This is a genomic window from Bacillus sp. SRB3LM, from assembly GCF_015712745.1.
In the GTDB taxonomy this organism is placed as follows: domain Bacteria; phylum Bacillota; class Bacilli; order Bacillales; family Bacillaceae_G; genus Bacillus_A; species Bacillus_A thuringiensis_K.
This window is the reverse complement of record NZ_VWVQ01000103.1, coordinates 314,543-340,175: the sequence shown is the minus strand read 5'-3', so window position 1 is coordinate 340,175 and position 25,633 is coordinate 314,543. Positions and strand designations below refer to the sequence as shown.

The window sequence follows — 25,633 nt, the reverse complement described above, 5'->3', positions numbered from 1 at the left end:
ATTGTAGTTTTTTATATAAAGAAAATAACAGGAATAAACAGAGTATTTCACGTATATCTTAAAATGGTGATAACAACCCAAAACATTCCATTCACACAAAAAAATATGTTTATAATACCAATAAAACATATAAAGCTCTGAGTTTCTTCACCGTCTCGAAAAGAGAGTATGCTATATCAAATCCATTTTTATAGGGGGGTATTTTATGAATTCATTACAAGAACAATCCATTATTCCTTATAATGTACTGGTAAGCCCGCCAAGGGGCACTGCAGGGAGTCAATTTGGTGATTTTGAGGACCTTATTACTTCCCTAAAAGAAGCATGGGTGGAATTTCAAAAAACAGGTAGTGACAAATTATTAACAACGGTTCTACAGAACGGATTCTCAGCAGCGAGTGGGGGAAGCTTCAATTATCTAGCAGTTTTACAAGCTGGTATAGGAATATTAGGAACAGTTTTAGGCGCTGAAATTCCTGGCGTTGCTGTTGCAGCACCAATTCTCAGCATGGTGATTGGTTGGTTGTGGCCACACAGTAGTAAAGATGATACTCAACAATTGATTAATTTGATTGATGCAGAAATTCAAAAACAGTTGAATCAAGCCTTATCTAATCAGGATAAAAATAATTGGCAGGGGTATTTGAATGCTATTTTTACATTAGCGAGCGAGGCAGCGGACACCGTAGTCGATGCGCAGTTTACTGGCGTACAAGGAGATCAAAACAGACAACCAAGACAACCAAGCCCTTCAGATTATGTAAATGTTTATAATGAACTTGTTGCGGCTAATTCCGCTTTTATTATCGCCCTAAGTCAAATGGTCACTGGAAATTTTGACACGCTTGCGATACCTTTCTTTGTTATAGGAGCAACTGTACAATTATCAACGTATCAATCTTTTATCCAGTTTGCAAATAAATGGATTAATGTAGTGTACCCAGATCAAACACAAGGTGATGGGCTTACACAAAAACAAAATCTAGTTAGAATAAAAGGAATCATGCGGACAGCTATTCATGACAACACACAAAAAGTGTTTGATGCTTTTAAATCGGGGATGCCTTCATTAGGATCTGATAAAGCTTCGATCAATGCCTACAATGTATATATTCGAGGAATGTTGTTAAACGGCTTAGATATGGTTGCAACATGGCCTTCCATGTATCCTGATGATTATACTTCTCAAACAGAATTAGAACAAACACGTGTTATTTTTTCAGATCTAGTAGGGCAAGATCAATCTCGTAATGGAAATGTAACGATTCGAAATATTCTCGACAATACAACTAGCTATCAACATGGGACAATAGATTTTAACTCTATTTTTTATTTCCCTGATGAATTACAGAAGGTGCAAACCAGAGTCTATAGTTATAATCACGGTTCCTATTGTGGTGATTGTTACTGCTGGCCATATGGAGTTATTCTAAACTATCCAAGTAACACGTATAGATATGGTGATAATGATCCAGGTACCTCAGGTGATCATTGGCAAAACGCTCCTATAACAAACATTAATGCTGCAACTCAACATACGACATATGTTGATGGGGAGAACATGTGGGGAGATGTTAGTAGTTTTTCAGGTTGTAATCTACCTGGATACTGTTCTGGAGACTGCTCACCAGGAGGCAGTTGTCCGAGTAATAATGGCTATTTTCAAAGTTGTAATAGTCAGCTACCAAATCAAAAAATAAATGCGCTATACCCTTTTACACAAACAAATGTGTCGGGAGCATCTGGGAAATTAGGAGTAATGGCGAGTTTCGTTCCCTATGGTCTAAGTCCAAACAATGTTTTTGGTACAATCGATCCTGATACACTAAATATCGTTGGAAAAGGGTTTCCGGCAGAAAAGGGATTTCTTACGAATGGGAACCGTCCTGTAGTGGTAAGAGAATGGGTGAATGGTGCGAATGCTGTAAACCTTACTCCGGGAAATACTTTGTTGATAACAGCAACAAACTTAACAGCGGGAAAATATAAAGTTCGTGTACGTTATGCAAACGCTGGTACAACTACTGCATCTTTAACGCAAAGTGTAGTAGCAAATGGTGGCCAGATTCAAGGTGGTGGATGGGGATTTAAAAGTACTACAGATGCCAATATACAAGCAAACTTCCCAAATCAAGTATATGTATCGGGACAACAAGGAAATTATGTAGTCCAAGACATCTCATGGCCTACAGGTGGCGGATCTGGTGATCCTCTTACTTTACCTTCAGGAAATGTGGTAGTAGCACTTACCTTACAGCCACAGGAAACAAACACACAAGTATTTATCGATCGGATTGAGTTGGTTCCTGTTAGTCAACCTACTCAGTCATCCGATAATATTATAAATTATACAATTACAAGTCCGCTTTGGGCTTACTGGAATGAATCCGGGGTAGGACCAGATAATTTTCCAACAATCTGGACAGCTAGCTCTGGTGAAAATGGGGTTTCTGCTAGCATTAATGCAACAAACCTTGATAACAATGTAACTTTTATTGCTATGAATGGAGATGATTGGTCTTCGGCAGTTCCAATGCAAGATGCAACTGGGGATTATTCGATAAGTAATGGGGATTATATTTTAAAACCTTATGGAGACCAGCCGTTCACCGTAATAAAAATAGGTAGCTATTCTTCAAACTACGTTACACGAGGAACGATTACTGGTACAGTGAATATACCTCAAAACTAATATGTTCCATTATTAATTAGTAGAGCCAAAGAAATAGTATGTCCTATTAAAGATCTAAAGGAGTGATTATATGATGATAAATACAGATCAAATAACATCCGCTGTTAAATTCCCTTTCAACAATTTGGCACAAACACGTGTGATGACACAAAGTCTTTTTTCGACCGATAATCCGAATCAACTAGCTCCCGGTGTGACCGATTACTGGATTGATTATGTGCATCAACAAGTTCAATCTCTACCAAATAGTTATGCAATAGAAAAACGGGAATTAAATACACAAGTGAATCAGGCAAAACGTCTGAGTAAATCACAAAATGTATTGCGCAGTGGGAGTTTTACAGGTGAAGGGTGGCAACTTGGACGCAAGGTGTTCATCTCATCAGGAGACTCACAATACGCGGGGCAGCAACTGGTGTTACCTCCTTCTTCCCTTGTATATCCATCTTATGCCTATCAGACTGTACCGGAATCAGTATTAAAACCGTATACACGTTATTATCTATCCGTTTTTGTCTTACAAGCGGATTCTCTACAAATTATGGCTTCCCGCTATGGAAATGAAGTCAATCAAGTCGTGAATGTAGCCTATTCTACGTCTCTGCCAACTTCTGTAGAAGGTGTTAACAGTAGTCCAAACTTCTTTCAATATCCAATTGATGTAGGTGCATTACATCCAGAAGCGAATATAGGCATTACAGTTGGTTTTACCGTACCGTCGAATGGATTCGCAAAAATAAGTCAAGTTTCCTTGACAGAGGGACGCCCACTAACTGCGGCAGAAATAAGAAAAGCACAAAACCAAGAGGAACAATGGCTACAACCCTATTTGGCGCAACAGGCACAAATCACTGCGGGTTTACAGCAGGCTACAAATCAATTAAATGCCATGTACGATTCATCCAATTGGAGCGGAACGATCGGACCAAACGTAAGTTATACCGATATAGAGAACTTAACAGCACTTCAAAACAGTGCTCCTCAAGAAGGATCTATGCCAGGTATACCAATGCAAGATCGATATGCACAACAAAAAGCAGCAATCTATCAAGCCGCTCTTCGCGCTTGGAATCAACTACAAGCACGGAATATTGTTCAAAATGGTTTGTTTCTTCAACAAGCACAAAACTGGAATATAGCCGGTACAGTGAGTTTCCCACAAGACAGTAATCGGAAACCTGTCTTGACATTATCGAATTGGGATAGCACAGTTACTCAAATCATTACCTTACCAAGTGAGGGCGGCAACACAGAGTATCGTGTTCGCGTTCGTGCCAAAGGACAAGGAACGATTTCCATTGTGCCACCAGGAAATCAAAGACATATGTTATTCTTCACCCAACCTACTTTTATGACCCAAGAATTCTATTTCTATCCAGATGCGAATACGAGCCAAGTGGATTTGATTATTCAATCAGAGGGTGCAGAGTTTACGGTAGATTGGGTAGAAGTACAAGAAATGATATATGAAGAAATCACACCACATAGTGTTTCAGGTGGAGATACAGTAATAAATACCATTGGGGTTGCTACTCCACTCGCACAACCAGGAGCATCTATAATGGCAACGGACTCTTCTCTAGGAGCACAGACAAACGTATCTGCGAATAACGCGAATTGTCAGTGCGGGCAACCTTCAAATAATATGAAGTCGCCTTGCCAATGTAAATAATCTGTTGTATTTTGGCTGTTTTACTCCAGAGAGAAAGGGCCTGATAAAAGAGCACTCCTATGTGCCATAGGAGCAAATTAGCCCATAAAAACGGAGTTGGAGGTATATGGTATTACCCCCTATAGGTAGACAGTAAAAAAAGAGTCCATCTGATATGATGGACTCAATACTGTTTTATCTGGAGGGGATTTTTTTATGGCAAGAAAAGGACAATCATTTCAAAAATATACAGAAGAACTAAAGCGAGAAGCAGTTCGTCTTCGATTAGAAGAGAGAAAATCATTGCGAGAAATTCGTGAACAACTCGGTGTGAAGAGCGATGCCCAGATTATTGAGTGGGTAAAACGTGCGCAACAGGGGGAGTCCTTTGATGATCAACGTGGTGTCTGGAATCGAAAGAATTTTAATAGTCTAGAAGAAGAAAATGCTTATTTGAAGGCACAGGTTGAGTATTTAAAAAAGCGCAATCCAAATCTACATGGGAAGGAATGGTCCTAAAGAAAGAACGATTTTCTCTTATCGATTCATTACGCCAAGCCTATCCACTCCGATGGTTGCTTCAAATCGCGGAAGTTTCTAAGGCTGGCTACTATAAATGGCGGAAATATCATAACGTGCAGCGTTTACGTCAGAAAAGGGATAGGTGGCATAAAGAACATATTTTATCTATTCATCGTCAGCACCCTTACTATGGGTATAAACGTATGACTCGTGCTTTGGCTCGAGAAGGAATGGTAATGAATCATAAACGTGTTCGTCGTCTTATGAGAGAGCTGGGTATTCAATCTATCATTCGAAAAAAACGTCCGTTTTATGGAAGAAAAACATCTGTGGTATTTAAAAATCATTTGAATCGAGAGTTTCAAGCTGAAAAGCAAAACCAAAAATTCGTAACAGATATTACTTATGTACGAATCGGAGAACAATTTGCCTATTTGTCAGCTGTGTTAGATCTATACAACAATGAAATTGTTGCCTGGAAGCTATCTTCAAGAAATGATTTAGATTTGGTTTTAACTACATTACGTCAATTAGAAGGGAAGTCATTAACTACTAAGCCCCTTTTCCATTCAGATCAAGGGTTTCAATATACATCTAAATCCTACGCAAAACAGTTAGAGAAATTAGGATTTGTCGGTAGTCATTCTAGACGTGGAAACTGTTTTGATAATGCGTGTATCGAATCATTCTTCTCACATTTAAAAACAGAGAAGTTGTATTTAGTGCGCCCAAAAACATATGAAATGGCCTACCGAGCAATTCAAGAATATATTCAGTTTTATAATACAGAAAGATTCCAAGAAAAACTTCACGGCCTTTCCCCGATAGAATATCGGGAAAAGGCCGTGGCATAATACTCTTTTTATTACTGTCTACTTGACAGGGAGATGACCAATATTCCAAACTTAAAGTCTTGTTTTATTGTGTATAATATACATAATAAAATGTTGTTATTAGTTTTATAAAAAAGTTTAGGTAGGTGTTGTTTATATGAAAACGATAGGTCTTATAGGTGGTATGAGTTGGGAATCAACTTCAGAATATTAGCGAATTATTAATGAAGAAATAAAAGAGAGATTAGGAGGGCTACATTCAGCAAAATGTTTGATTAATAGTGTGGATTTTGAAGAGATTGAACGATGTCAGTCTAGCGGAGATTGGGATGGTGCTGGAGAAATTCTAGGGAATGCGGCATATTCATTACAAAAGGGAGGAGCAGACTTTATAATTATTTGTACAAATACAATGCATAAGGTAGTTGGAAAAATAAAGGCGAAAATTGATATTCCAGTCTTACATATTGCTGATGCAACTGCAAAAGAAATTAAAAGAAAAGACATTCAAAAGGTTGGTCTGCTTGGAACTAAATATACAATGGAGCAAGATTTCTATAAGTCACGTATAGAAGAAAATAATATAAAAGTAATAGTACCATCAGAAAAAAATAGAAAAGAAATAAATAAAGTAATATATACAGAATTATGTTTAGGAAAAATAGTATCTCAATCTAAAGAATATTATAAAAGAGTCATCGAAGAGTTAGTGCAAAAAGGAGCACAGGGAATCATATTAGGTTGTACAGAAATAGGATTATTAATAAAGCAAGAAAACGTATCTGTCCCGATATTTGATACAACTCATATACATGCAATTGAAGCAGTCAAGGTAGCTCTAGATAGAGTATAATTATATTATGTAAACTTGATTCGTATATCTGGAAAACATTCAGAAAATATTTTATAATGTAAGTGGTTACATTTAAGGGGGAATGCGTATGTTTTCAGTTCAACTAATCGCATTTGTACATAATGAAAGAAAGGAAATAAAAGATGATGAGTGGGGGAAAGTAAGATCCCGTATAACTTTAACTGAAATGTATGCAGAAGAAAGTATACAAGGGATTGAAGATTTTTCTCATATTGAAGTTGTTTTTTATTTTCATAAAGTAACTGACGAGCAAATTCAGTATTTTGCTAGACATCCTAGAAATAATAAGGATTATCCTGAAGTAGGTATTTTTGCACAGCGCGGGAAAAATCGTCCGAATCGCATAGGTGTAACAATTGTCAAGATGATCAAAAGAGAAGGTAAATCAATTATTGTTGAGGGATTAGATGCTATTGATGGCACTCCTATATTGGATATAAAACCAATAATGAAAGGGTTTATGCCGACAGAAGAAATACACCAGCCTAAATGGGCAACGGATATAATGAGACAGTATTGGAAGGGGAATGGAGTAAAATGAGAATATATGAGGCAACAATTGCAGATTTAGATGGACTAGCATCAGTTTTTAATAACTATCGCATATTTTATAGACAAGATTCTGATTTAGAAGGGGCAAAAGTATTTTTACGAAATCGAATTGAGAGAAAAGAGTCCGTTATTTTCGTAGCAGTTGAAGACGGCGAATATATTGGGTTCACGCAACTATATCCATCATTTTCTTCCATTTCAATGAAAGAATTATGGATTTTAAATGATTTATTTGTACAAGCTACTAAGCGCGGGGCAGGAACAGGTAAAAAATTATTAGAAGCTGCTAAAGAATACGCATTAGAAAATGGAGCAAAAGGTGTAAAATTGCAAACAGAGATTGATAATTTATCAGCACAACGATTATATGCTGAAAATGGCTATTTGAGAGATAATCGTTATTTCCATTATGAATTAACGTTTTAAATAATAATAGATTAAAAGAGGCGCTTTCATTTTGAAAACGCCTCTTTTAATTTGTATTATAGTTGATTTAAAATCCAGTTTGTTGCATCTTCAAAGTTATCTGCAATGTAGTTTGGTTCAATATGTGCCCATTTGTCTCGGTACGTATGCAAAGCATCATACCCAGCGCCTGTTCGGACTAGAATCGTTGTCGCATTTACTTTTGCCCCTGCAACAATATCAGTCCAGCGATCGCCAACTACAGCACATTGTGTTAAATCAAGTCCATGTTTTTTTGCTGCTTTAAGCAGCATGCCTGTACTTGGTTTACGGCATTCACAACCATCACCGTGTTTATGAGGACATACATAAACATCATCAAAACCGAAGCCTTCTAATTCTTGTACAAAATCGGCTACAGTTGCTATTCCATCTGCGATACCAGGTTGATTTGTGAAAGAGAAAATTTTTATATTTTTAGCTTTTAGTTTTTGCAAGGATGTTTTTGTGAATGGAAATAATGAAAAAGATCCTGGATAATGTATTGTAGTGTCACCACCAATTGTACCGTCACGATCAATGAAAATTGCTTTAATGTTTGTCATAGTTATAGTCCCTTCAATTTATAAGTAGTTTAAAAATGTTTTACAAATCGGTAGCCATTTACCTCATAGCCTAATTTTTTGTAAAAAGGATGAGCTTCTACTCTTTTTGTTCCACTAACTAGCCATGTGCCAATGCAATTATGTTTCTTTGCTAATTGTTCTGCATAATCCATCAAAACTTGTCCAATGCCTTTACGTCGTATGTTAGAATCAACGCTAATAATTGAAATCTCTCCATAACGTGTTACATCTTCTAAATTTTCACGTATACGAAATCCAAGTAATCCAAATATAGCTTCTTCTTCCTCGTAAACATATAAAAAATCAAACGGACTCATTTGTACGAATTGTAGGCGGTTGTTCATATCTTCATAGGAAATAGAGGAACCTTTTAATTCTTTCGTTAAAGAACAAAGTGTATCTATATCATCTATCGTTGCTTCACGAATTTGAAAAGACATATTATCAACTCCAATAAAATGTAATCAAACATTTAATATTCTGTTAAAAAATGTTTTTTCCTGCTATGAAAATAAATATTTTATAATGATATATAGATAGTTATATGTTATTCTTTTCCTTGATTGTATTGGAAACGGAAAGAAGGGGAATGCATGTTAAAAGTAAATATCCGCTCAGCTGGATATGAAATAGGCGAAAAAACAATTCATGATATAGCTTTTTCTATCGAAAAAGGTGAACTAGTTGCTCTTATTGGAGCAAATGGTGCTGGGAAAAGTACGACGATTAAAACGATACTCGGATTACTTGTAAATATGGACGGTGAAATATCATTCGGTGAAAAGAAAAATCCGTATGCATACGTACCAGAACATCCAACATACTATGATTACTTGACGCTCTGGGAACATATTGAATTATTAATGGCAGCTCGTGGAAGTGAAATGGGAAGTTGGGAAGAACGAGCGGAACAATTATTACATACTTTTCGAATGAATAAGCATAAACATGAGTATTTATCAAAGTTTTCAAAAGGCATGAAACAAAAATCTATGCTAATATTGGCGTTTTTAACTGAGCCAGATTTTTATATCATTGACGAACCTTTTATCGGTTTAGATCCAGTAGCTACGAAAGAGTTTTTAAATTATTTATATAAAGAAAAAGAGCGCGGGGCAGGAATTTTACTTTGTACGCACGTATTAGATACTGCTGAAAAAATTTGTGAAAGATTTTTACTCATTTCACAAGGTACATTAGTCGCAGATGGACATTTAGAATCTATTCAAATATTAGCGGAAATGCCGGGTAGTTCATTATTAGACTGCTTTGATGTAATTGTAAGGCGTGAACAACATGATTAAACAACAATTTTATAAGAGATTACGCCATGAACTTGAGCGGAAATGGAAGTCTATACGTTCGGTAACAGATTGGACAGTCGCATTATATATTATTATTCCAGCACTTATATTTATGGGAATCTATTATCGATCGCTATGGATAAATGAATTATCAACGGAAGAGACGATTTATTTCGGATTAGGATTACTCGCATTTTATCTAGTAACATATCCAAGAGGAGTTCGTTCATTTTTTGAGCAAGCGGATAGTTTATTTTTAATTTCGTATGCAACACATATGCGAAAATTAGTCCAGTATGGCATGATGTACACATTTGTTCGAATAGCGATAACGAATATAATAGTAGTCGTTATTATGTTACCGGTGTTGATGAAAAGTATCGGAGTAACAGAGATACAAGTCCTATTATTTTGGGTATTCTTTACTATATTTCGATTTATGTTGTCGTTGTTAACGAGATTTGTTCATGTACATGTGGGGAAACGATGGGTTTTATGGATTGTAAAAAATGTAGTATTTTCTATGAGCGTGTCCTTTTTTGGAATTAGTTTATTTTTTATTTATAAAAATCCGTTGTATTCAATTTTATTTATCGGTCTAGTAATTTTCTTAAGTAGTGTATTAGTAAAAGAGAAAATGAATTATAAAAAGTTCTTTTTTAAAGAAATCGAGAAAGAAAAGGAGGAAAGCATGCGCTGGACGAGCGGAATTATGCAAGTTGGTGGTCATGCGGCTAAACCGAGTAGTTCGAATAAAAAACCGTGGATGTTTCCGCGCTCTAAAAGACTTTTAGGGAAAAAAGCTGATTCTCGTATTGTCGAATCTTTTTTGAAAGAATTTTTCCGTACAAGTACTGCACGAATATTTTATATTCAAATTGTATGTATCAGTACTGCAAGTATAATTATGACTCCAAGGTGGATTGCAGCTATTGTTCTCGTATTTGCTGTAGTTGCAATTTCTCGCTATGCACGTGATTATTGGAATGAATTTACGAATAAGATGTTTCTTCGTTTATATTGTGATGAAGGGAAATTACTATTGTTAAGATGGAAGGCAGATCGTTATTTACTATTACCAGCAATACTTTTATATGGAATAGTTATACTTTCACAGTTTTATTTATTGCCAGCTGTGGTAGGCAGTGTTGTTTTTATTTTATTAATTGTATGGATTGTATTTCTACCATTAAAAAAGAGCCATTGACGGCTCTTTTTCTAGTCTGTAACACATTGATAAATAAAATATACTAAAACGAGTATACTTGCGGCGGAATACATGACATCTAAAGTCATCTGATCGCCTCCTTATTGTTGTTGTATTTTTATTGTATGAAATCTTACAATTTCATATTCAAATGAAAAATATGTGAACGTTAACAAAATTGTAAAGTGCAAAAATTATAATCATTTTGTATAATAGAAGAAACCACCGTTATATAAAAAATAATGAGTGAAAGGGGAGGGAACATAAATGCCAAATTGGTTTAGAAAAACCTTAGTCGCATTAATTACCGTATTTACATTTGGTTTAGTGACGCCTCCTTCCATATTACTTGATAATGCCAAAGCTGCGGACAAGCCTACGAGCACAGCTGGGCAACAAAGTTTGGAGAGCACGTCCTATACATATGAAGAAACGAATGACAGGTTAACCACCGATACTTTTATTACTTATGCAATGCAAGAAGCAGAGAAGCAGTCGATGCAAAAGTTTGGTACTAAAATTGGTCCAGTAATTGAAGATGAATTTAAAGATGTAATATTACCAAAAATTGAAGAGGCAATTGCTGAGCTTGCTAGTGATGTACCAGAAGACTCACTACAATCATTAGCGATTTCTCAAAAACCAGCTGGTGGAAATAATGAAAAGATTTTTCACGTCTACGATACGAAATCAGGAAATGATTTATTGCGTTTCCATGTAAGAAGAGATCATCCGCCGCAAGATGGTTATTATTTTAATTTCCATTATCACCGTTTTGATGATGGATACTCTGGACATCATGAGTTAGGAAATATTTATTGGAATACAAATGTACCGCCGAAATGGTTGTCTTAAAAAGAACAAGAGAAAATCTTGTTCTTTTTTATTTTTATAGAAGGGACAGACAACTATGTTGTTGAATAACATAGGTTTAGAAAAAAGAAGCAAAAGGAGTATGGAGATGCAAAAATATATTGTTTTTGACTTTGATGGCACATTAGTAGATTCACAAAATATATTTGTACGGATTTATAATCAACTTGCTGAAAAACATGGGTATAAAGCAGTAAAGGAAGAAGAAATTGAGCATTTACGTAAATTAACGATGCCAGAGAGATGTAAACAACTTGATGTACCACTGTATAAATTACCGATATTAGCGTTGGAATTTTATAAATTATATCAGCCTGCTATAAAAAATCTCGTTTTGTTCCATGGAATGAAAGATGTATTAGATAAACTACATAAAAAAGGCTACGGAATTGCAGTCATATCATCGAACTCAGAAGAGCATATTCGGGCTTTTTTACACAAGAATGGTATCGAAAATATTCAAGAAGTGTATTGTTCTAAAAATTTGTTTGGTAAAGATAAAATGATAAAAAGGTTTTTAAAATCGAAAAAAATAACAGAGAAAGATATGTTATACGTTGGTGATGAACAGCGAGATGTAGCAGCGTGTAAAAAGGCTGAAGTGAACGTAATTTGGGTATCTTGGGGATATGATGTTATTGAAACAGTGAAAAAAGATGCACCAGATTATATGGTTCATAAGCCGATGGAAATTGTGGAAGTAGTACAAGGAGCGTATTCTTAATATGAATACACTTCGAGCAGGCATTCATCATATTGAATTTTGGGTAGCGAATTTGGAGGAGTCCATTTGTTTTTATAATAAGTTGTTTTCCATAATTGGATGGAGAAAGTTAAATGAAGTAGCATATAGCACAGGAGAAAGTGAAATATATTTTAAAGAAGTAGATGAGGAAATCGTAAGGACGTTAGGGCCTAGACATATTTGTTATCAAGCTATTCATAGAGAGGTAGTTGATGAAGTAGCAGATTTTCTTTCTAGTACGAAAGTGAAGGTAATACGTGGTCCAATTGAAATGAATCATTATTCGGAAGGTTACTATACGATTGATTTTTACGATCCAAATGGATTTATTGTAGAAGTTGCCTATACACCAAATGCAGAAATGTAAGGGGAATAGATATGAAGATAATTACAGCACGGCAAAACAATATACAAATTGTAAAAGATGCAGTGGATATTAAAGAAATTTCTAAAGGTTTTTCGCCTGATAAGAAATATATAATTACGAGTGCGAATAATGAAAAATATTTATTGCGGACAGGCGATATAAAAGAGTATGAAAGAAAGAAAATAGAGTTTCAAATTTTAAATGAAATGCAAAACCGTAGTGTGCAAGCACAAAAACCAATTGAAATGGGTTTGTTGGCAGAAGAAGGTTTATGCTATGGTATCTTTTCATATTTAGAAGGGGAGGAGGCGAAGAAGCTATTGCCTACGTATTCACCAAAAGAACAATATGATATTGGTATAGAGGCAGGAAAAGATTTAGCAAAAATGCATACATATGAAGCTCCTAATGATATACTTCCATGGTATGAAAGAGCAATGAAGAAACATAGTAAATATGTAGAGGCATACAAAACATGTGGAATAAAAATAAAAAATGATGATAAAATCATAAAGTTTATAGAAGAAAATGAAAAATATTTAAAGAACCGCCCGAATCGATTTCAACACGATGATTTTCACTTAGAAAATATAATTGTACGGGATGGAAAATATGTAGGTGTTGTTGATTTTAATGGCTACGACTGGGGCGATCCACTTCATGATTTTGTAAAAATTGCACTGTTTGCAAGGGACATTAGTATTCCGTATTCAATCGGACAAATAGAAGGATACTTTAATAGGAAAATACCAGAGGAGTTCTGGAAATTATACACGGTGTATGTTGGCATGACAGTTTTCTCCTCGATTGTCTGGACATTACGAACAGCGCCGCATATGTTAGATGATATGTTAGAGCGTCTTACTATAGTTTTAGAGGATCATAATAACTTTGAGTTATCGAAGCCAATTTGGTTTCAACTAGATAAGATTGATAAGGAATAGAAAAGGTAGGTGTAATTCGCACCTACCTTTATTTTTTACCATCAAAATACTTATTTAATTTTCTTAAATGTAAGCGGCTGAGTACTTAATGTAGCTGGTACATATAACTGAAGGGATGGGAATTCACCACTTACATTCATTTCATAAGCGAATAATAAGCTCATTTTCATTTGGAATAAGTCAACTTTTGCAGAGAAGATGTCGTAATGATGATGCCCTAATTGAATATCCATTTCCATAAATTGTACATATAACGAATCATCTCGTTTGTATACTTGTAATGTTCCGTATGCAGGATGTTCAAAAGTACCAGTATAATCCTCTAACTTGTGCGAAGGTGTAGTCCCTTTAATTTGTTCAGGGAGGGATTCAGTTGCTTCTTTCATCATTTCCTTCATTTTTTTAGTATCTTCTACAGCACGTTTATGCCAATCAATGGATTCTAATTCAAGTAGTTCGTCATAAATTTGATTAGCCAGATAAGTAGGAAGTAATGTTCCTCCAGCATTCGTTAAAATGACAAGGCCTATGTTTTCTGTTGGTATGAATGAAACAAGCGCTGAAAATCCATCGATATTACCGCCATGATGAATCACTTTTTTACCACGATAAGCGCTAATAAACCAACCAAGACCGTAACTATTTAATGGAGATTCAGGGAGTGATAAAACCGGTTGATCTGGAATTGAATTGTGTGGTGTATACATTTGTTGTAATAATTCAGAGGAGATTAATTCATGATCTCCAAATTTTCCTTCATTTAAGTGGAGAAGTACCCAGTTTGCCATATCTTCAATTGTAGAATTAATACACCCAGCAGCGCCAACTGTATCGATGTTATGGAATGGAACTTCTTTTATTTCACCTTCATTTTCAACGTAAGGTAAAGCATAATCATCTGTAGTTTGTGAATCTGTAACAGAGAAGTTTGTTTGATTCATATTTAAAGGCTCTAAAATATGTTCTGTAGTGTATTGCTCCCACGTTTGATTTGTAATGTTTTCAACAATGTAGCTAATTGTTGCATACATTAAGTTGTTATATAGAAATGCAGTCCGGAACGGTGCATCAAGTGGTAAATGTTTTATTTTTTCAACGAGATCTTTTCGAGATAAGGAAGAACTGTACCAAAGGGCCTCATGACGACTCACTCCAGTTCGATGAGAAGCTAAATCCAGTCCTGTAACTTGTGAGCTAGCAAGTAGTTCAGATAAAGTAAAGTTAGGTATATAAGACTGGATAGGGGTATCCCAATTAAACTTTTTTTGCTGTGCTAACAAACTTAATGAAAGTGTGCCAAATGCTTTCGTTGAGGAACCGATTGCGAATCGAGTATTCGGTGTAACAGCCTCTTTTGTTACTATATTACGATAGCCAAAACCTTCTGAAATAATAACGTCACCGTCTTTTATAACAGCGACAGCAGCACCAGGAACATTTAAATCCTTCATCATTTTTTCAACCGTTGTTTGTAAAGAAGTCATAACAGGCGTTCCAAGTTTAGACATACTTCTAACCTCCAAATATAAATTTTGTTCTACCGCACTATACTTTCGGTAATAGAAAATGAAAACCTTTTAAAATATGGAAAGTTAATAATTTTGTAAGAATTAATGTAAGAAATTTTATTAATTAAGATTATTAAATTTACCATTTTTCATGTTATGATAAATTGCATATACGATTGAAAGAAGGTTTTCCTACATATGAAACATGCTGAAAATGAATACTTAAATTTATGCCGCCATGTAATGGAACATGGTACGAAGAAAGAAGACCGTACAGGGACAGGCACTGTATCTGTATTTGGATATCAAATGCGTTTTGATCTAAGTAAAGGTTTTCCTTTATTAACAACAAAGAGAGTACCGTTTCGCCTTGTAGCAAGTGAACTGCTTTGGTTTATGAAAGGTGATACAAATATTCGCTATTTATTGCAGCATAATAATAACATTTGGAATGAATGGGCGTTTAAGAGCTGGGTAGAAAGTGATGAGTATACTGGTCCTGACATGACTGATTTTGGTCTTCGCTCACAACAAGATGAAGAATTTAAAGTACAGTACGATGAGCAAATGGAATTGTTTAAAAAGAACGTTTTAGAAGATGATGAGTTCTCAAATAAATATGGTTATTTAGGAGACGTTTACGGTAAACAGTGGCGTGCTTGGAAAACGACAGCTGGTGAGACACTTGATCAATTAAAAGATGTAATTGAAATGATTAAAAAAACACCAGACTCACGTCGTTTAATCGTTTCTGCTTGGAATCCTGAAGACGTACCAAATATGGCATTACCCCCTTGTCATACATTATTCCAATTTTATGTAGCGGACGGAAAACTTTCTTGTCAGCTATATCAAAGAAGTGGTGACATATTCCTTGGAATTCCATTTAACATCGCAAGTTATTCACTACTAACACATTTAATTGCACATGAATGTGGTCTTGAAGTAGGAGAATTTGTTCATACAATTGGAGATGCACACATTTATACGAATCATTTTGAACAAGTAGAAAAGCAATTGGCACGTGAACCACGTCCATTCCCGAAACTTACATTAAATCCAGATGTGAAATCTGTTTTCGATTTTGAAATGGAAGATTTAACGATTGAAGGATACGATCCGCATCCAGCAATTAAAGCACCGGTTGCAGTATAATTGAAGAGGAGATGAAAAAATGATTGTTTCATTTATGGTCGCTATGGACGAAAATAGAGTAATTGGTAAAGATAATAATTTACCTTGGCGTTTACCGAGTGAATTACAATACGTGAAGAAAACAACGATGGGTCACCCGCTTGTTATGGGAAGAAAGAACTATGAAGCGATTGGTAGACCACTGCCTGGAAGACGTAATATTATTGTAACTCGTAATGAAGGGTATCATGTTGAAGGCTGTGAAGTTGTTCATTCTGTAGAAGAAGTGTTCGAACTATGTAAAAATGAAGAAGAGATTTTTATTTTTGGCGGAGCGCAAATTTACGATCTCTTTTTACCTTATGTAGACAAGTTGTATATAACAAAAATCCATCATGCATTTGAAGGAGATACATTCTTCCCAGAAATGGATATGACAAATTGGAAAGAGATTTTTGTAGAAAAAGGTTTAACGGATGAAAAAAACCCGTATACGTATTATTACCATGTATATGAGAAACAACAATAATAATAAAGATTGATGTGAGAATTCACGTCAATCTTTTTATTTATATTCACCAATATAAGTTTATAGATGAGATTCGATAGTGCTATAATGAGAGGTAGCATGTAAAAATGCTAAAATTTTCAAAAGTACTAATATAGAAAGAGGAGGAGAATCGATTGAGAAAGATATGGGGGATTCTTTTTCTTTGCTTAACATTCATGTTAGTTGGATGTGGTAAAGAAGAAAAACCACAAGAAGTGTTTGATACATATGTAAAAGCGTGGAATAAACAAAAATTTGCAGATATGTATGATCAACTATCAAAAAATGCAAAAAAAGATATTTCAAAGAAAGAGTTTACTGAAAAATATGAGAAAATTTATTCTGGTATCGAAGTGAAAGACTTAAAGGTAGAAACAGGGGAAGTAAAAGAAGATAAAAAAGATGAAGGCCCTGTTCCTTTTAAAGTAAGCATGGATACAGTTGGTGGTAAAATTACATTTGGTCATGAAGCAAAAATGGTGAAAGAAAAAGATGGAGATAAAGAATCTTGGAAAATAGATTGGACTCCTGATTTTATTTTCCCTGGCATGACGAAAGATAGTAAAGTGCGTATGCAGACAACACAGCCAAAACGTGGTGAAATATACGATCGTAATGGAAAAGGTCTTGCAACGAATGGGAAAGCTTCTGAAATCGGATTGATTCCTGAAAAGTTAGGCGATACTGCTCCGCAAACGAAAGAAACAGTAGCGAAGTTGTTAAATATGTCTGTAGAAGAAATTGATCAAAAATTAGCTGCTAAATGGGTAAAACCAGGGTATCTCGTACCAATTGGAATTTTGCCTGAAGGGGCAACACAAAATACGTACATTGATTTACCAGGTGTTTCAACAAAACCTGTAAATGTTCGTACATATCCGTTAGGGGAAGCGGCAGCTCATCTGACTGGTTATATTGGAAAGGTAAATGCTGAAGATTTAAAAACGCTACAAAAGAAAGGCTATCAAGCTGATGATCCAGTTGGTAAAGCTGGTTTAGAGCAAGTATTAGAGGAAAAGCTACGCGGTAAAAAAGGTGGCCGTGTCTTTGTAGAAGATGCGCAAGGAAAAGAAATTAAAAACTTGGCAAAAACAGATGCTGTTGATGGAGAAAATGTAACTTTAACTATTGATAGTGTTGTTCAAGAAAAAACGTATAATGAAATGAAGGGCGAAGCTGGTTCAAGTGCAGCAATTAATCCGAAAAGTGGAGAAACAATTGCACTAGTAAGTAGTCCAGCATATGATCCTAATATAATTGCACGAGGGACATCAAAGGCACAACGCGAAGCGTGGAATAATGATCCGAAAAAACCAATGACAAATCGCTTTACACAATTGTCGGTACCAGGTTCTGTATTTAAACCTATTACAGCTGCAATTGGTCTTGAAACGAAAACGATTGATTCAAAAGAAGAGTTGAAAATTGAAGGATTAAAATGGACAAAAGATTCTTCTTGGGGTAATTACTATGTAACGCGTGTGAAAGATGCAAATCCGATTGATCTTGATAAGGCGATGAAATACTCGGATAATATTTACTTCGCACAAGAAGCTTTAAAAATCGGAAAAGACAAGTTTATGAGTGAAGCAAAAAAATTCGGATTCGATGAGAAACTACCAATTGAATATGGATTCCCTGCTTCTAAAATTGCAAATGACGGTATTAAAAATGATATTCAAATGGCAGATACAGGATATGGACAAGGACAAGTATTAATGACTCCTCTTCATTTAGCTTTAACGTATGCGCCAATTGTAAATGATGGAGCGATTCCGTCACCGTATATTATTAAAACAGATAAACAACCAAAAGCTTGGAAAGAAAATGTAATTTCTAAAGGAAATCAGGATATATTAAAAACTGCAATGACGAAAGTAATTAATGATCCAGATGGTACAGGGAAAATTGCTAAAATTGATGGCATGACTCTTGCTGGAAAAACAGGTACAGCGGAATTAAAAGTATCAAAAGAGGCCGAAGGAAAAGAACTAGGTTGGTTCGCTGCATTTGATTTAAATTCACCAGATGTGGTCATTACAATGATGATTGAAGATGTAAAAGGTAGAGGTGGAAGTAACATTCCAGCTGAAAAAGTAAAACATGTTTTTCAAAAATAATATGTAATAAAAGACTATCTCTATAATTTATAGAGATAGCTTTTTTGTGTGAGAAGTCTTAATATCTGTATACTAAATTTTAAAGAAACAAAATAAATCATTAACTTACGAAAAAAAAGTAGCTATTTTTTATTGACATCGATTGAAACTTTTTGTATCATACTTACATAAGGTAAGTTATTAACTTTTGAAAAATAAATCTTGAATTAAAGATAAAGAGAAAAAAGGGAGAGAATACAATGACAAAAGTACTATTTATTACAGCAAATCCAAATTCAGCAGAAGGTTCTTTCGGAATGGCAGTAGGGGAAGCTTTCATCGAAGCTTATAAAAACGAACATCCACAAGACGAAGTTGTAACAATTGATTTATTCAACACTACAGTACCAGCAATTGATGCAGATGTATTTGCTGCTTGGGGTAAATTTGCAGCAGGTGAAGGCTTTGAAGCTTTAACTGAAGTTCAACAACAAAAAGTAGCAGCAATGAACACAAACTTAGAAACATTTATGAATGCAGATCGTTATGTATTCGTAACTCCAATGTGGAACTTTAGCTATCCACCAGTAGTAAAAGCATACTTAGATAACGTAGCAATCGCAGGTAAAACATTCAAATATACTGAAAATGGTCCAGTCGGCTTATTAGAAGGTAAAAAAGCACTTCACATTCAAGCAACAGGTGGTGTATATTCTGAAGGAGCATACGCAGCTGTAGACTTCGGTCGCAATCATTTAAAAACTGTTTTAGGATTTGTTGGTGTAAATGATACTGAATATATTGCAGTTGAAGGTATGAATGCAAACCCTGAAAAAGCACAAGAAATTAAAGAAGCCGCAATTGCTAATGCTCGTGAATTAGCAAAACGTTTCTAATATAGAATGCTTAAAAAGTCCAAACACTTGCTGTTTGGACTTTTTTTCTTCTTTTTCCTTCGTTTGTCTAGTATAATGAAGGTCGGAATGATAATAGGTGGGGGTTCTGTATGATTCAAACGTTTTTTAAAATCTTTTATTTAATTTTAATTGTAATTGCGATTACACCAAGAATGTGGCGTCTTAAAAGACAAGTAAATATGATGGCGCCAAAAGAAAAAGATAATGCTGTGTACAAAACGACAAATTGGTTTGGTAAGAAAATGGTACGTGTAGCTGGAGGGACAGTAGAAGTTAAAGGACTTGAAAATGTTCCGAAAGACAAGCCGGTACTAGTTGTAAGTAATCACCAAAGTAATATGGATATCCCTGTTTTACTAGGTTACTTAAATAAACCAATTGGATTCGTGTCAAAAGCAGAGATTAAAAAGTTCCCAGTTGTACCAACTTGGATGGAACTGATGAATTGTGTATTTATGGATCGTAGCGATCGTCGTCAATCTCTTAAAGCAATTAAAGATGGAATCGAACTATTAAAGAATGGACATTCTATCGTAATTTTCCCAGAAGGAACGAGAAGTAAGGGTGGGGAAGTTGGAGAGTTTAAGGCTGGTAGTTTCCATCTTGCAGTAAAGTCAGGTGTAGCAATTTTACCTGTAACGTTAGATGGTACATATAAGATGTTTGAAGCGAATGGAAATCGTATGAAGCCAGCTCATGCAATAGTAACAATTTCTAAGCCGATTACACCTGAAGATTATGCGAATATGGATATTAAAGAATTAACGAAGCATACACAGGAAGTTATCGCATCACAATTACATAAGTAATAAAAAAGGTTTCAGCTTATAGTAAGCTGAAACCTTTTTTATTATGCTGTAGGTAAGACATAAAAGAGTACACAGAAGAACATCATCGCACTACCACCTAAAACGAAAAGATGCCATATGGCATGGTTGAAAGGTAGCTTTTCCCAAAGGAAGAATATAGCTCCGACAGAATATAAAATTCCTCCTGCTAAAAGTAGTGAAAAACCATGTCCAGTTAGATTTTCATAAAGTGGTTTAATGGCAACGATTATGAGCCAGCCCATAATGATGTAACATAAAGTTGATGCCTTTATAAAGCGACGTACAAAGAAAATTTTGAAGATGATACCTCCGATTGCAAGTGTCCATATAATAGCAAGCAACGTCCATCCTAATGGCCCACGAAGTGTAATAAGTAGAAAAGGAGTATACGTGCCAGCAATTAATAAGTAAATGGCTGAATGATCTAAAATAGTAAATACTTTTTCTACTCTAGGATGATGAATGCTATGTAGCAACGTTGAAAACAAGTACAGTAAGAACATGCTTACACCATAAACAGTAAATGCAACTACAGCTGATGCGGTACCATGCTTTGAAGCATGAATAATCAATATGATTAAGGCAGGGATGCTTAAAATGGCACCGATACCATGTGTAATTGCATTTGCAATTTCTTCTTTTACAAATTGGGTCATTCGTGTCATTTTTTCAGTCATAATGCAAATCCTTTCTACTATCATAAAGTGAAACTTTAATCAGTGGGGGGGATCCCCCACTGATTATTAGTTGAACCAATCGGGCTTTTACGGGCAGTTGAGCCCCCACGTAACTTCTTGGCTTGCATTGAATTTTGAGGTGGTGGTTCTTACTGCCCGTTAAAGCGGGATAAAATAATATGTCATTTCCCTTACCATATCATACACAAGAGCAATAGAAAATGAAATTTGTATAATTGATTATATTTTTGAATTTTTTTGACAAAAGACAATGGATTTGTTGACGTTTTCAAACTTTTTTGACAAAATAAAATTATGTAATAGTAGGACAAGGAAACTACTAATAAAGGGGATGGGGAAATGTTTTCAAATATTGGCTTTCCAGGGTTAATTTTAATTTTAGTAGCAGTACTCATTTTATTTGGACCTAAAAAATTGCCGGAAATCGGGAAGGCTTTAGGGGAAACGTTAAAAGAGTTCAAAAAATCAACGAAAGAATTGACAGATGACGCATTTCAAGAAAAGGAAAAGAAAGAAAAAATGTAGTGTATTTTCCTTGTAATGGATAAATAAAGTGTGGTGAACGAGATGGAAGATCGGGAAATGAGCGTAGTAGAACATATTGTTGAGCTTCGAAAAAGAGTAATATATACGGTGTTATCCTTTGTACTATTTTTAATTATTGGATTTACTTTTACAAAGGATATTTATTTTTGGCTTGTAAAAGATTTACCAATGAAATTAACTGTTCTCGGTCCAAGTGATGTATTGTGGATTTTTTTCTCGATTGCTACAGTATTTGCTATCGTTTGTACAATTCCTTTTGCTGCTATACAAATTTGGTTATTTGTAAAACCAGGTTTACATCCAAATGAACAAAAGTTGACAATAATGTATATACCGGTATTGTCTATATTATTTATTGCAGGTTTATGCTTTGGATATTTCGTTGTAATGCCGTTTTTATTTCATTTTTTAACTACGATAGGTAATGAAATGTTTAATACGATGTTTACGACAGAAAAGTATTTTCATTTTGTTCTTAATTTAACAGTTCCATTTGCTGTAATTTTTGAATTGCCTGTAGTAGTAATGTTTTTAACGAGTATTGGACTATTGACGGCGGAACTTCTAATAAAAATAAGAAGGTATGCTTACGTAGCATTGATTATCATTGCGTCGTGTATATCACCGCCAGATTTTTTATCTCATAGTTTAGTTGCGGTACCGCTTATTTGTATTTATGAAATTAGTATTGCTTTATCAAAGATTGTTAGTAAGCGAAAAAAGAAAAGAGAAGAAGAAATTCAGTCGAAAAGTGCCTCGTTATAAAGGCACTTTTTTTATTTATTTGTTATACTCTAGCTATAAACGTATACAATATAGAGAAGAAAAAAAATATAGAATCTCCAAAATTTAGACAAACTTTGCGCTTTTATAAGTTTATACTAAATATATTAAGCAATATACGGATAACGAGTCCTCGTCTTATTAGAAATTTAGGATGAGGGATGGATTAGGTGGAGATGAATAGAGTATAAATCTTCTAACCATAAGGACTACAGAGATTGTCTAAGGATACTTTTGTATTCATGGGAGTCGCCACTTTAAACAACGTGTTACAAGCGTAAAGTAGAAGTTCAAAAATCCAATGAAAAAGAGGATTGATATTGTGATTACGAAAAGTTTTTATTTCACTCATTCAACAGGGGATTGTATTAAAATATTTGAAATCCCTGTCCTACAGGCACAGCATCCATTATCGTTTCTAATTCAGTCTCGTCTTCAATTATTTATTGCAAAAATTCAAAAACAAAAACACCCAAGATTTTCATATTCTTTCCGTGAATATTTACAAAAATGTTTGAAGTGGAATGATTATTTAAATGTATATAAAACAAATACCCTTGAAAAAAATGCATGATACGAAGTACGGACAGGGTTAGTAAACTCTGTCTTTTTCATTTTAGGTATGAAAATATAATTAATTTGATGAAATTTCGTTCCAAATTGTTGAAAGCAATGGGAATACTAGTATAATAACAAGGAGAGCGTATTGGAAAGGGAAGAAGTATAGTATGCAAAAAATTAAAATTGTAACAGATTCAACGGCAGATTTATCACAAGACGTAATCGAAAAATATGACATTCATGTTTTACCATTATCAATCTCTGTAAATGGACAAACATATTTAGATCGCGTTGATTTACAACCTGACGAATTTATTGAAGAAATGATTAAATCAGAGGAATTACCAAAAACATCACAACCAGCTATGGGTACATTTGTAGAAATGTATGACAAGCTAGGGGAAGATGGAAGCGAAGTCCTTTCTATCCATATGACAAGTGGAATGAGCGGTACTGTAGCAACTGCAAATAGCGCTGCATCAATGACCGATACAAAAGTAACAGTTGTTGATTCTCAATTTATTACACATGCTTTAGCATATCAAGTAATTGAAGCTGCAAAAATGGCAAATGACGGACGCTCACTAGAAGAAATTTTAAAACGTGTAGATGAAGTAAGAAAGAATACTCGTTTATATGTAGTAGTGGATACATTAGAAAACTTAGTGAAGGGTGGACGTATCGGTAAAGGAAAAGCGTTTATCGGTTCGCTACTTAATATAAAGCCAATTGCTAGTCTTGAAGACGGTGTTTATAATCCTGTAACGAAAGTTCGTAGCCAAGGCCAAATTGTAAAAACATTAGCTAAGTTATTTGAGCAAGATACGGCTGGAAAAGTTGTAAAAGCTGTTGCAATTCCGCATGCGAAAGCAATTCCTTTAGCTGAAAGTATGAAAGCGGCGGTTGAAAAAGTGAGTGGATTTGCTCAATCAGAAATTTTCTATACAACGCCTATTATTAGTACTCATACAGGTCCGGGCGCAATCGGATTTATGTATTTAGCAGAGTAATAAAAAAGCTACTTGAAAATATATTTCAAGTAGCTTTTTTATGTAAATAGAAAGTAAGAAATAAGAAGAGCTACACAGGCACTACCGCTAATGATATAGCGAGTCTGTAAATATTCATTCATAGAAAACACCCTTTATCCCGCTATTTGCGGACAGTAAAACTCTCTACCTCAAAATTAGCTGGAGCAAAGAGGTAAGGTAGCGGGCTGCCCGTAAAAGCTTGATTATTTGCCTTCACTATAGGATTTTCTATATTATATGTTGGATATAGAAAATCAGTCATTACGTTACACATGTAAAATTTCAATTTTTTCGTTTATTTGCTTATCATTTGTTGCGTTACTATAAATAAAAGTTTGGCCTAAAAAGAGTACATGCAGTTGTTCCCATGGTAACATGCGCAAATTCCAATTATTTCGAAGTCTAGTTATTGCCTCGCGGGGTGTTTCATCGGCGAGTGCAAAAGCTCCGTAATGCATCGGTATAAAATGCGTAGCGTTTAAATCTAAATAAGCTTGCACGGCCTCTTCAGGTGAAACATGAGATACTTTCATAAACCATTCTGGTTCATAAGCGCCAATGGGCATAAGAGCAATATCAATTAAAAAGCGTTCACCAATTTCTTTGAAACCTTGGAAATAGCCACTGTCGCCACAAAAATATATGGTTTCCATATTCATTTCATTATCAATAATCCATCCGCCCCAGTGAGACGTATTCATATCAAATAAGAATCTTCTTGTCCAGTGCTGAGCAGGTACGAAGTGAAAAGAAACTTCGTTAATTATCGTACTTTCCCACCATTTATACTCTTCTACATGTTTAAATTTCTTACGAGTAAATAATTTTTTTAATCCAATAGGTACAAGATATAGAACATCATCATTCAACTGACGAAGAGTTGAAAAATCTAAATGATCATAATGACCATGTGAAATAAGGACAATATCAATTTTAGGTAGTTCTTCTATAGAGAGTCCAGGTTCGGTAAGTCTTGGAACTAGCTTTAATTTATTAGCCCATACTGGATCTGTTAATATATTAAGTCCATTCGTTTGAATAAGAAAAGTGGAATGCCCAATCCATGTGACAGTCGTTTTTTCAACATTGCTTTGCAAAAATGCACTTTGTTTAACGGGTGATTGTTCTACTAAGAAAGAAAAATCTTTTTTGTTTTGCTTTCGTTCTTTACGCCAGCGTAAAAAAGAGCGAATTGATTTTTTTGTACTAACATTATCCATATTTTCATAGCGCTTTGCCATGAACATCACCTCATTTAAAATCGTTGTATTTGTATTGTACCGAAATGTTGTTAAGGAATACAGTGTAAAACATGGATTAATGTTTAAGGAATTGTTAAAAAATAGGGAGAGGTATTTACAAAAGTAACAATAAAATTAGT

The 25,633-nt window shown here is 34.8% G+C and carries 26 protein-coding genes; 21 read left to right on the top strand and 5 right to left on the bottom strand.

Translation table 11 applies throughout. From position 1 onward, the window contains the following. Window positions 1-205: 205 nt before the first annotated feature. From F3I02_RS28935 to F3I02_RS28910, 6 genes are all read left to right on the top strand, one after another. Window positions 206-2,692: an insecticidal delta-endotoxin Cry8Ea1 family protein gene (locus F3I02_RS28935; protein ID WP_196478667.1), complete on the top strand. Its 2,487-nt coding sequence runs from the start codon at window positions 206-208 to the stop codon at window positions 2,690-2,692. Window positions 2,693-2,762: 70 nt separating this feature from the next. Further along, window positions 2,763-4,364, top strand: a complete 1,602-nt coding sequence (locus tag F3I02_RS28930; protein WP_196477777.1) for a hypothetical protein — start codon at window positions 2,763-2,765, stop codon at window positions 4,362-4,364. A gap of 195 nt (window positions 4,365-4,559) precedes the next feature. After that, window positions 4,560-5,719, top strand: a protein-coding gene (locus tag F3I02_RS28925; protein ID WP_196477519.1) for an IS3-like element ISBth8 family transposase whose coding sequence is annotated in 2 segments (ribosomal slippage) — window positions 4,560-4,818 and window positions 4,818-5,719 — 1,161 coding nt in all. Because the reading frame shifts where the segments join, the coding sequence is not laid out codon by codon here. Between the two features lie 196 nt (window positions 5,720-5,915). After that, window positions 5,916-6,551, top strand: a complete 636-nt coding sequence (locus F3I02_RS28920) for an aspartate/glutamate racemase family protein (protein WP_308018892.1) — start codon at window positions 5,916-5,918, stop codon at window positions 6,549-6,551. 88 nt (window positions 6,552-6,639) lie between these two features. After that, window positions 6,640-7,113, top strand: a complete 474-nt coding sequence (locus F3I02_RS28915; protein WP_196478666.1) for an SAM-dependent methyltransferase — start codon at window positions 6,640-6,642, stop codon at window positions 7,111-7,113. Continuing rightward, window positions 7,110-7,550, top strand: coding sequence for a GNAT family N-acetyltransferase (locus F3I02_RS28910; RefSeq protein WP_046946353.1), 441 nt, complete (start codon window positions 7,110-7,112; stop codon window positions 7,548-7,550). The genes F3I02_RS28915 and F3I02_RS28910 overlap by 4 nt, the downstream gene beginning before the upstream one ends. 56 nt (window positions 7,551-7,606) lie before the next feature. Here the strand turns inward: F3I02_RS28910 and F3I02_RS28905 are convergent, their stop codons facing one another. Both F3I02_RS28905 and F3I02_RS28900 read right to left on the bottom strand, forming a co-directional pair. Beyond that, window positions 7,607-8,134 carry an HAD-IIIA family hydrolase gene (locus tag F3I02_RS28905; protein WP_000181773.1) on the bottom strand — a complete coding sequence of 176 codons (528 nt, stop codon included), beginning with the start codon at window positions 8,132-8,134 and terminating at the stop codon, window positions 7,607-7,609. A gap of 29 nt (window positions 8,135-8,163) precedes the next feature. Beyond that, a complete protein-coding gene (locus F3I02_RS28900) occupies window positions 8,164-8,595 on the bottom strand; it encodes a GNAT family N-acetyltransferase (protein WP_196478665.1) in 432 nt (143 codons plus the stop codon). A gap of 153 nt (window positions 8,596-8,748) precedes the next feature. Here F3I02_RS28900 and F3I02_RS28895 point away from each other — a divergent pair, with 153 nt between their 5' ends. From F3I02_RS28895 to F3I02_RS28870, 6 genes are all read left to right on the top strand, one after another. Beyond that, on the top strand, window positions 8,749-9,459 hold the full coding sequence (locus tag F3I02_RS28895; RefSeq protein WP_017674125.1) for an ABC transporter ATP-binding protein: 711 nt from the start codon (window positions 8,749-8,751) through the stop codon (window positions 9,457-9,459). Further along, window positions 9,452-10,666, top strand: coding sequence for an ABC transporter permease (locus F3I02_RS28890; protein WP_074594801.1), 1,215 nt, complete (start codon window positions 9,452-9,454; stop codon window positions 10,664-10,666). The genes F3I02_RS28895 and F3I02_RS28890 overlap by 8 nt, the downstream gene beginning before the upstream one ends. Window positions 10,667-10,933: 267 nt before the next feature. After that, window positions 10,934-11,521 carry a YpjP family protein gene (locus tag F3I02_RS28885; RefSeq protein ID WP_001134421.1) on the top strand — a complete coding sequence of 196 codons (588 nt, stop codon included), beginning with the start codon at window positions 10,934-10,936 and terminating at the stop codon, window positions 11,519-11,521. A 106-nt stretch (window positions 11,522-11,627) separates the two neighbouring features. Further along, entirely contained in the window at window positions 11,628-12,263 is a 636-nt protein-coding gene (locus F3I02_RS28880) for an HAD family hydrolase (protein WP_001175004.1), read from the top strand. A gap of 1 nt (window position 12,264) precedes the next feature. Further along, a complete protein-coding gene (locus F3I02_RS28875; RefSeq protein WP_001094649.1) occupies window positions 12,265-12,651 on the top strand; it encodes a VOC family protein in 387 nt (128 codons plus the stop codon). Window positions 12,652-12,662: 11 nt separating this feature from the next. After that, entirely contained in the window at window positions 12,663-13,595 is a 933-nt protein-coding gene (locus tag F3I02_RS28870; protein WP_196478664.1) for an aminoglycoside phosphotransferase family protein, read from the top strand. 50 nt (window positions 13,596-13,645) lie between these two features. On the opposite strand, the gene F3I02_RS28865 is transcribed toward F3I02_RS28870, so the two are convergent. Then, a complete protein-coding gene (locus tag F3I02_RS28865) occupies window positions 13,646-15,103 on the bottom strand; it encodes a serine hydrolase (RefSeq protein ID WP_000040029.1) in 1,458 nt (485 codons plus the stop codon). Between the two features lie 198 nt (window positions 15,104-15,301). Here F3I02_RS28865 and F3I02_RS28860 point away from each other — a divergent pair, with 198 nt between their 5' ends. From F3I02_RS28860 to F3I02_RS28840, 5 genes are all read left to right on the top strand, one after another. Then, the gene (locus tag F3I02_RS28860) at window positions 15,302-16,258 is read left to right on the top strand and encodes a thymidylate synthase (RefSeq protein ID WP_000679607.1); all 957 of its coding nucleotides are present in this window, start codon (window positions 15,302-15,304) and stop codon (window positions 16,256-16,258) included. A gap of 19 nt (window positions 16,259-16,277) precedes the next feature. After that, on the top strand, window positions 16,278-16,766 hold the full coding sequence (locus tag F3I02_RS28855; protein WP_000637212.1) for a dihydrofolate reductase: 489 nt from the start codon (window positions 16,278-16,280) through the stop codon (window positions 16,764-16,766). Between the two features lie 155 nt (window positions 16,767-16,921). Beyond that, window positions 16,922-18,907, top strand: coding sequence for a penicillin-binding protein 3 (gene pbpC, locus F3I02_RS28850; protein WP_001227260.1), 1,986 nt, complete (start codon window positions 16,922-16,924; stop codon window positions 18,905-18,907). Window positions 18,908-19,146: 239 nt separating this feature from the next. Continuing rightward, on the top strand, window positions 19,147-19,782 hold the full coding sequence (locus F3I02_RS28845) for an FMN-dependent NADH-azoreductase (RefSeq protein WP_000170025.1): 636 nt from the start codon (window positions 19,147-19,149) through the stop codon (window positions 19,780-19,782). A gap of 110 nt (window positions 19,783-19,892) precedes the next feature. Next, the gene (locus tag F3I02_RS28840; RefSeq protein ID WP_000616574.1) at window positions 19,893-20,612 is read left to right on the top strand and encodes a lysophospholipid acyltransferase family protein; all 720 of its coding nucleotides are present in this window, start codon (window positions 19,893-19,895) and stop codon (window positions 20,610-20,612) included. A 41-nt stretch (window positions 20,613-20,653) separates the two neighbouring features. Here the strand turns inward: F3I02_RS28840 and trhA are convergent, their stop codons facing one another. Then, the gene (trhA, locus tag F3I02_RS28835; RefSeq protein ID WP_002163996.1) at window positions 20,654-21,310 is read right to left on the bottom strand and encodes a PAQR family membrane homeostasis protein TrhA; all 657 of its coding nucleotides are present in this window, start codon (window positions 21,308-21,310) and stop codon (window positions 20,654-20,656) included. Between the two features lie 360 nt (window positions 21,311-21,670). Between trhA and F3I02_RS28830 the strand changes: the two genes are divergently transcribed. The 4 genes from F3I02_RS28830 (at window position 21,671) to F3I02_RS28815 (ending at window position 24,231) form a co-directional block, all read left to right on the top strand. Continuing rightward, window positions 21,671-21,856, top strand: a complete 186-nt coding sequence (locus tag F3I02_RS28830; protein ID WP_000492443.1) for a twin-arginine translocase TatA/TatE family subunit — start codon at window positions 21,671-21,673, stop codon at window positions 21,854-21,856. Between the two features lie 42 nt (window positions 21,857-21,898). Beyond that, complete coding sequence (gene tatC, locus F3I02_RS28825; protein ID WP_000390118.1) at window positions 21,899-22,642, top strand: twin-arginine translocase subunit TatC; 744 nt, start codon at window positions 21,899-21,901, stop codon at window positions 22,640-22,642. Between the two features lie 340 nt (window positions 22,643-22,982). Further along, complete coding sequence (locus tag F3I02_RS28820) at window positions 22,983-23,234, top strand: DUF2535 family protein (RefSeq protein ID WP_000629011.1); 252 nt, start codon at window positions 22,983-22,985, stop codon at window positions 23,232-23,234. 154 nt (window positions 23,235-23,388) lie between these two features. Then, entirely contained in the window at window positions 23,389-24,231 is an 843-nt protein-coding gene (locus tag F3I02_RS28815) for a DegV family protein (protein ID WP_001169470.1), read from the top strand. A gap of 287 nt (window positions 24,232-24,518) precedes the next feature. Here the strand turns inward: F3I02_RS28815 and F3I02_RS28810 are convergent, their stop codons facing one another. Next, on the bottom strand, window positions 24,519-25,493 hold the full coding sequence (locus F3I02_RS28810) for an MBL fold metallo-hydrolase (RefSeq protein WP_163051549.1): 975 nt from the start codon (window positions 25,491-25,493) through the stop codon (window positions 24,519-24,521). Window positions 25,494-25,633: the final 140 nt, after the last annotated feature.

What these genes read in the sequence shown, in the direction of transcription:
- F3I02_RS28935 (WP_196478667.1), top strand. Translation starts at nt 206, where the DNA reads ATGAATTCATTACAAGAACAATCCATTATTCCTTATAATGTACTGGTA.
- F3I02_RS28930 (WP_196477777.1), top strand. Translation starts at nt 2,763, where the DNA reads ATGATGATAAATACAGATCAAATAACATCCGCTGTTAAATTCCCTTTC.
- F3I02_RS28915 (WP_196478666.1), top strand. Translation starts at nt 6,640, where the DNA reads ATGTTTTCAGTTCAACTAATCGCATTTGTACATAATGAAAGAAAGGAA.
- F3I02_RS28910 (WP_046946353.1), top strand. Translation starts at nt 7,110, where the DNA reads ATGAGAATATATGAGGCAACAATTGCAGATTTAGATGGACTAGCATCA.
- F3I02_RS28905 (WP_000181773.1), bottom strand. Translation starts at nt 8,134, where the DNA reads ATGACAAACATTAAAGCAATTTTCATTGATCGTGACGGTACAATTGGT.
- F3I02_RS28900 (WP_196478665.1), bottom strand. Translation starts at nt 8,595, where the DNA reads ATGTCTTTTCAAATTCGTGAAGCAACGATAGATGATATAGATACACTT.
- F3I02_RS28895 (WP_017674125.1), top strand. Translation starts at nt 8,749, where the DNA reads ATGTTAAAAGTAAATATCCGCTCAGCTGGATATGAAATAGGCGAAAAA.
- F3I02_RS28890 (WP_074594801.1), top strand. Translation starts at nt 9,452, where the DNA reads ATGATTAAACAACAATTTTATAAGAGATTACGCCATGAACTTGAGCGG.
- F3I02_RS28885 (WP_001134421.1), top strand. Translation starts at nt 10,934, where the DNA reads ATGCCAAATTGGTTTAGAAAAACCTTAGTCGCATTAATTACCGTATTT.
- F3I02_RS28880 (WP_001175004.1), top strand. Translation starts at nt 11,628, where the DNA reads ATGCAAAAATATATTGTTTTTGACTTTGATGGCACATTAGTAGATTCA.
- F3I02_RS28875 (WP_001094649.1), top strand. Translation starts at nt 12,265, where the DNA reads ATGAATACACTTCGAGCAGGCATTCATCATATTGAATTTTGGGTAGCG.
- F3I02_RS28870 (WP_196478664.1), top strand. Translation starts at nt 12,663, where the DNA reads ATGAAGATAATTACAGCACGGCAAAACAATATACAAATTGTAAAAGAT.
- F3I02_RS28865 (WP_000040029.1), bottom strand. Translation starts at nt 15,103, where the DNA reads ATGTCTAAACTTGGAACGCCTGTTATGACTTCTTTACAAACAACGGTT.
- F3I02_RS28860 (WP_000679607.1), top strand. Translation starts at nt 15,302, where the DNA reads ATGAAACATGCTGAAAATGAATACTTAAATTTATGCCGCCATGTAATG.
- F3I02_RS28855 (WP_000637212.1), top strand. Translation starts at nt 16,278, where the DNA reads ATGATTGTTTCATTTATGGTCGCTATGGACGAAAATAGAGTAATTGGT.
- F3I02_RS28845 (WP_000170025.1), top strand. Translation starts at nt 19,147, where the DNA reads ATGACAAAAGTACTATTTATTACAGCAAATCCAAATTCAGCAGAAGGT.
- F3I02_RS28840 (WP_000616574.1), top strand. Translation starts at nt 19,893, where the DNA reads ATGATTCAAACGTTTTTTAAAATCTTTTATTTAATTTTAATTGTAATT.
- trhA (WP_002163996.1), bottom strand. Translation starts at nt 21,310, where the DNA reads ATGACTGAAAAAATGACACGAATGACCCAATTTGTAAAAGAAGAAATT.
- F3I02_RS28830 (WP_000492443.1), top strand. Translation starts at nt 21,671, where the DNA reads ATGTTTTCAAATATTGGCTTTCCAGGGTTAATTTTAATTTTAGTAGCA.
- tatC (WP_000390118.1), top strand. Translation starts at nt 21,899, where the DNA reads ATGGAAGATCGGGAAATGAGCGTAGTAGAACATATTGTTGAGCTTCGA.
- F3I02_RS28815 (WP_001169470.1), top strand. Translation starts at nt 23,389, where the DNA reads ATGCAAAAAATTAAAATTGTAACAGATTCAACGGCAGATTTATCACAA.
- F3I02_RS28810 (WP_163051549.1), bottom strand. Translation starts at nt 25,493, where the DNA reads ATGGCAAAGCGCTATGAAAATATGGATAATGTTAGTACAAAAAAATCA.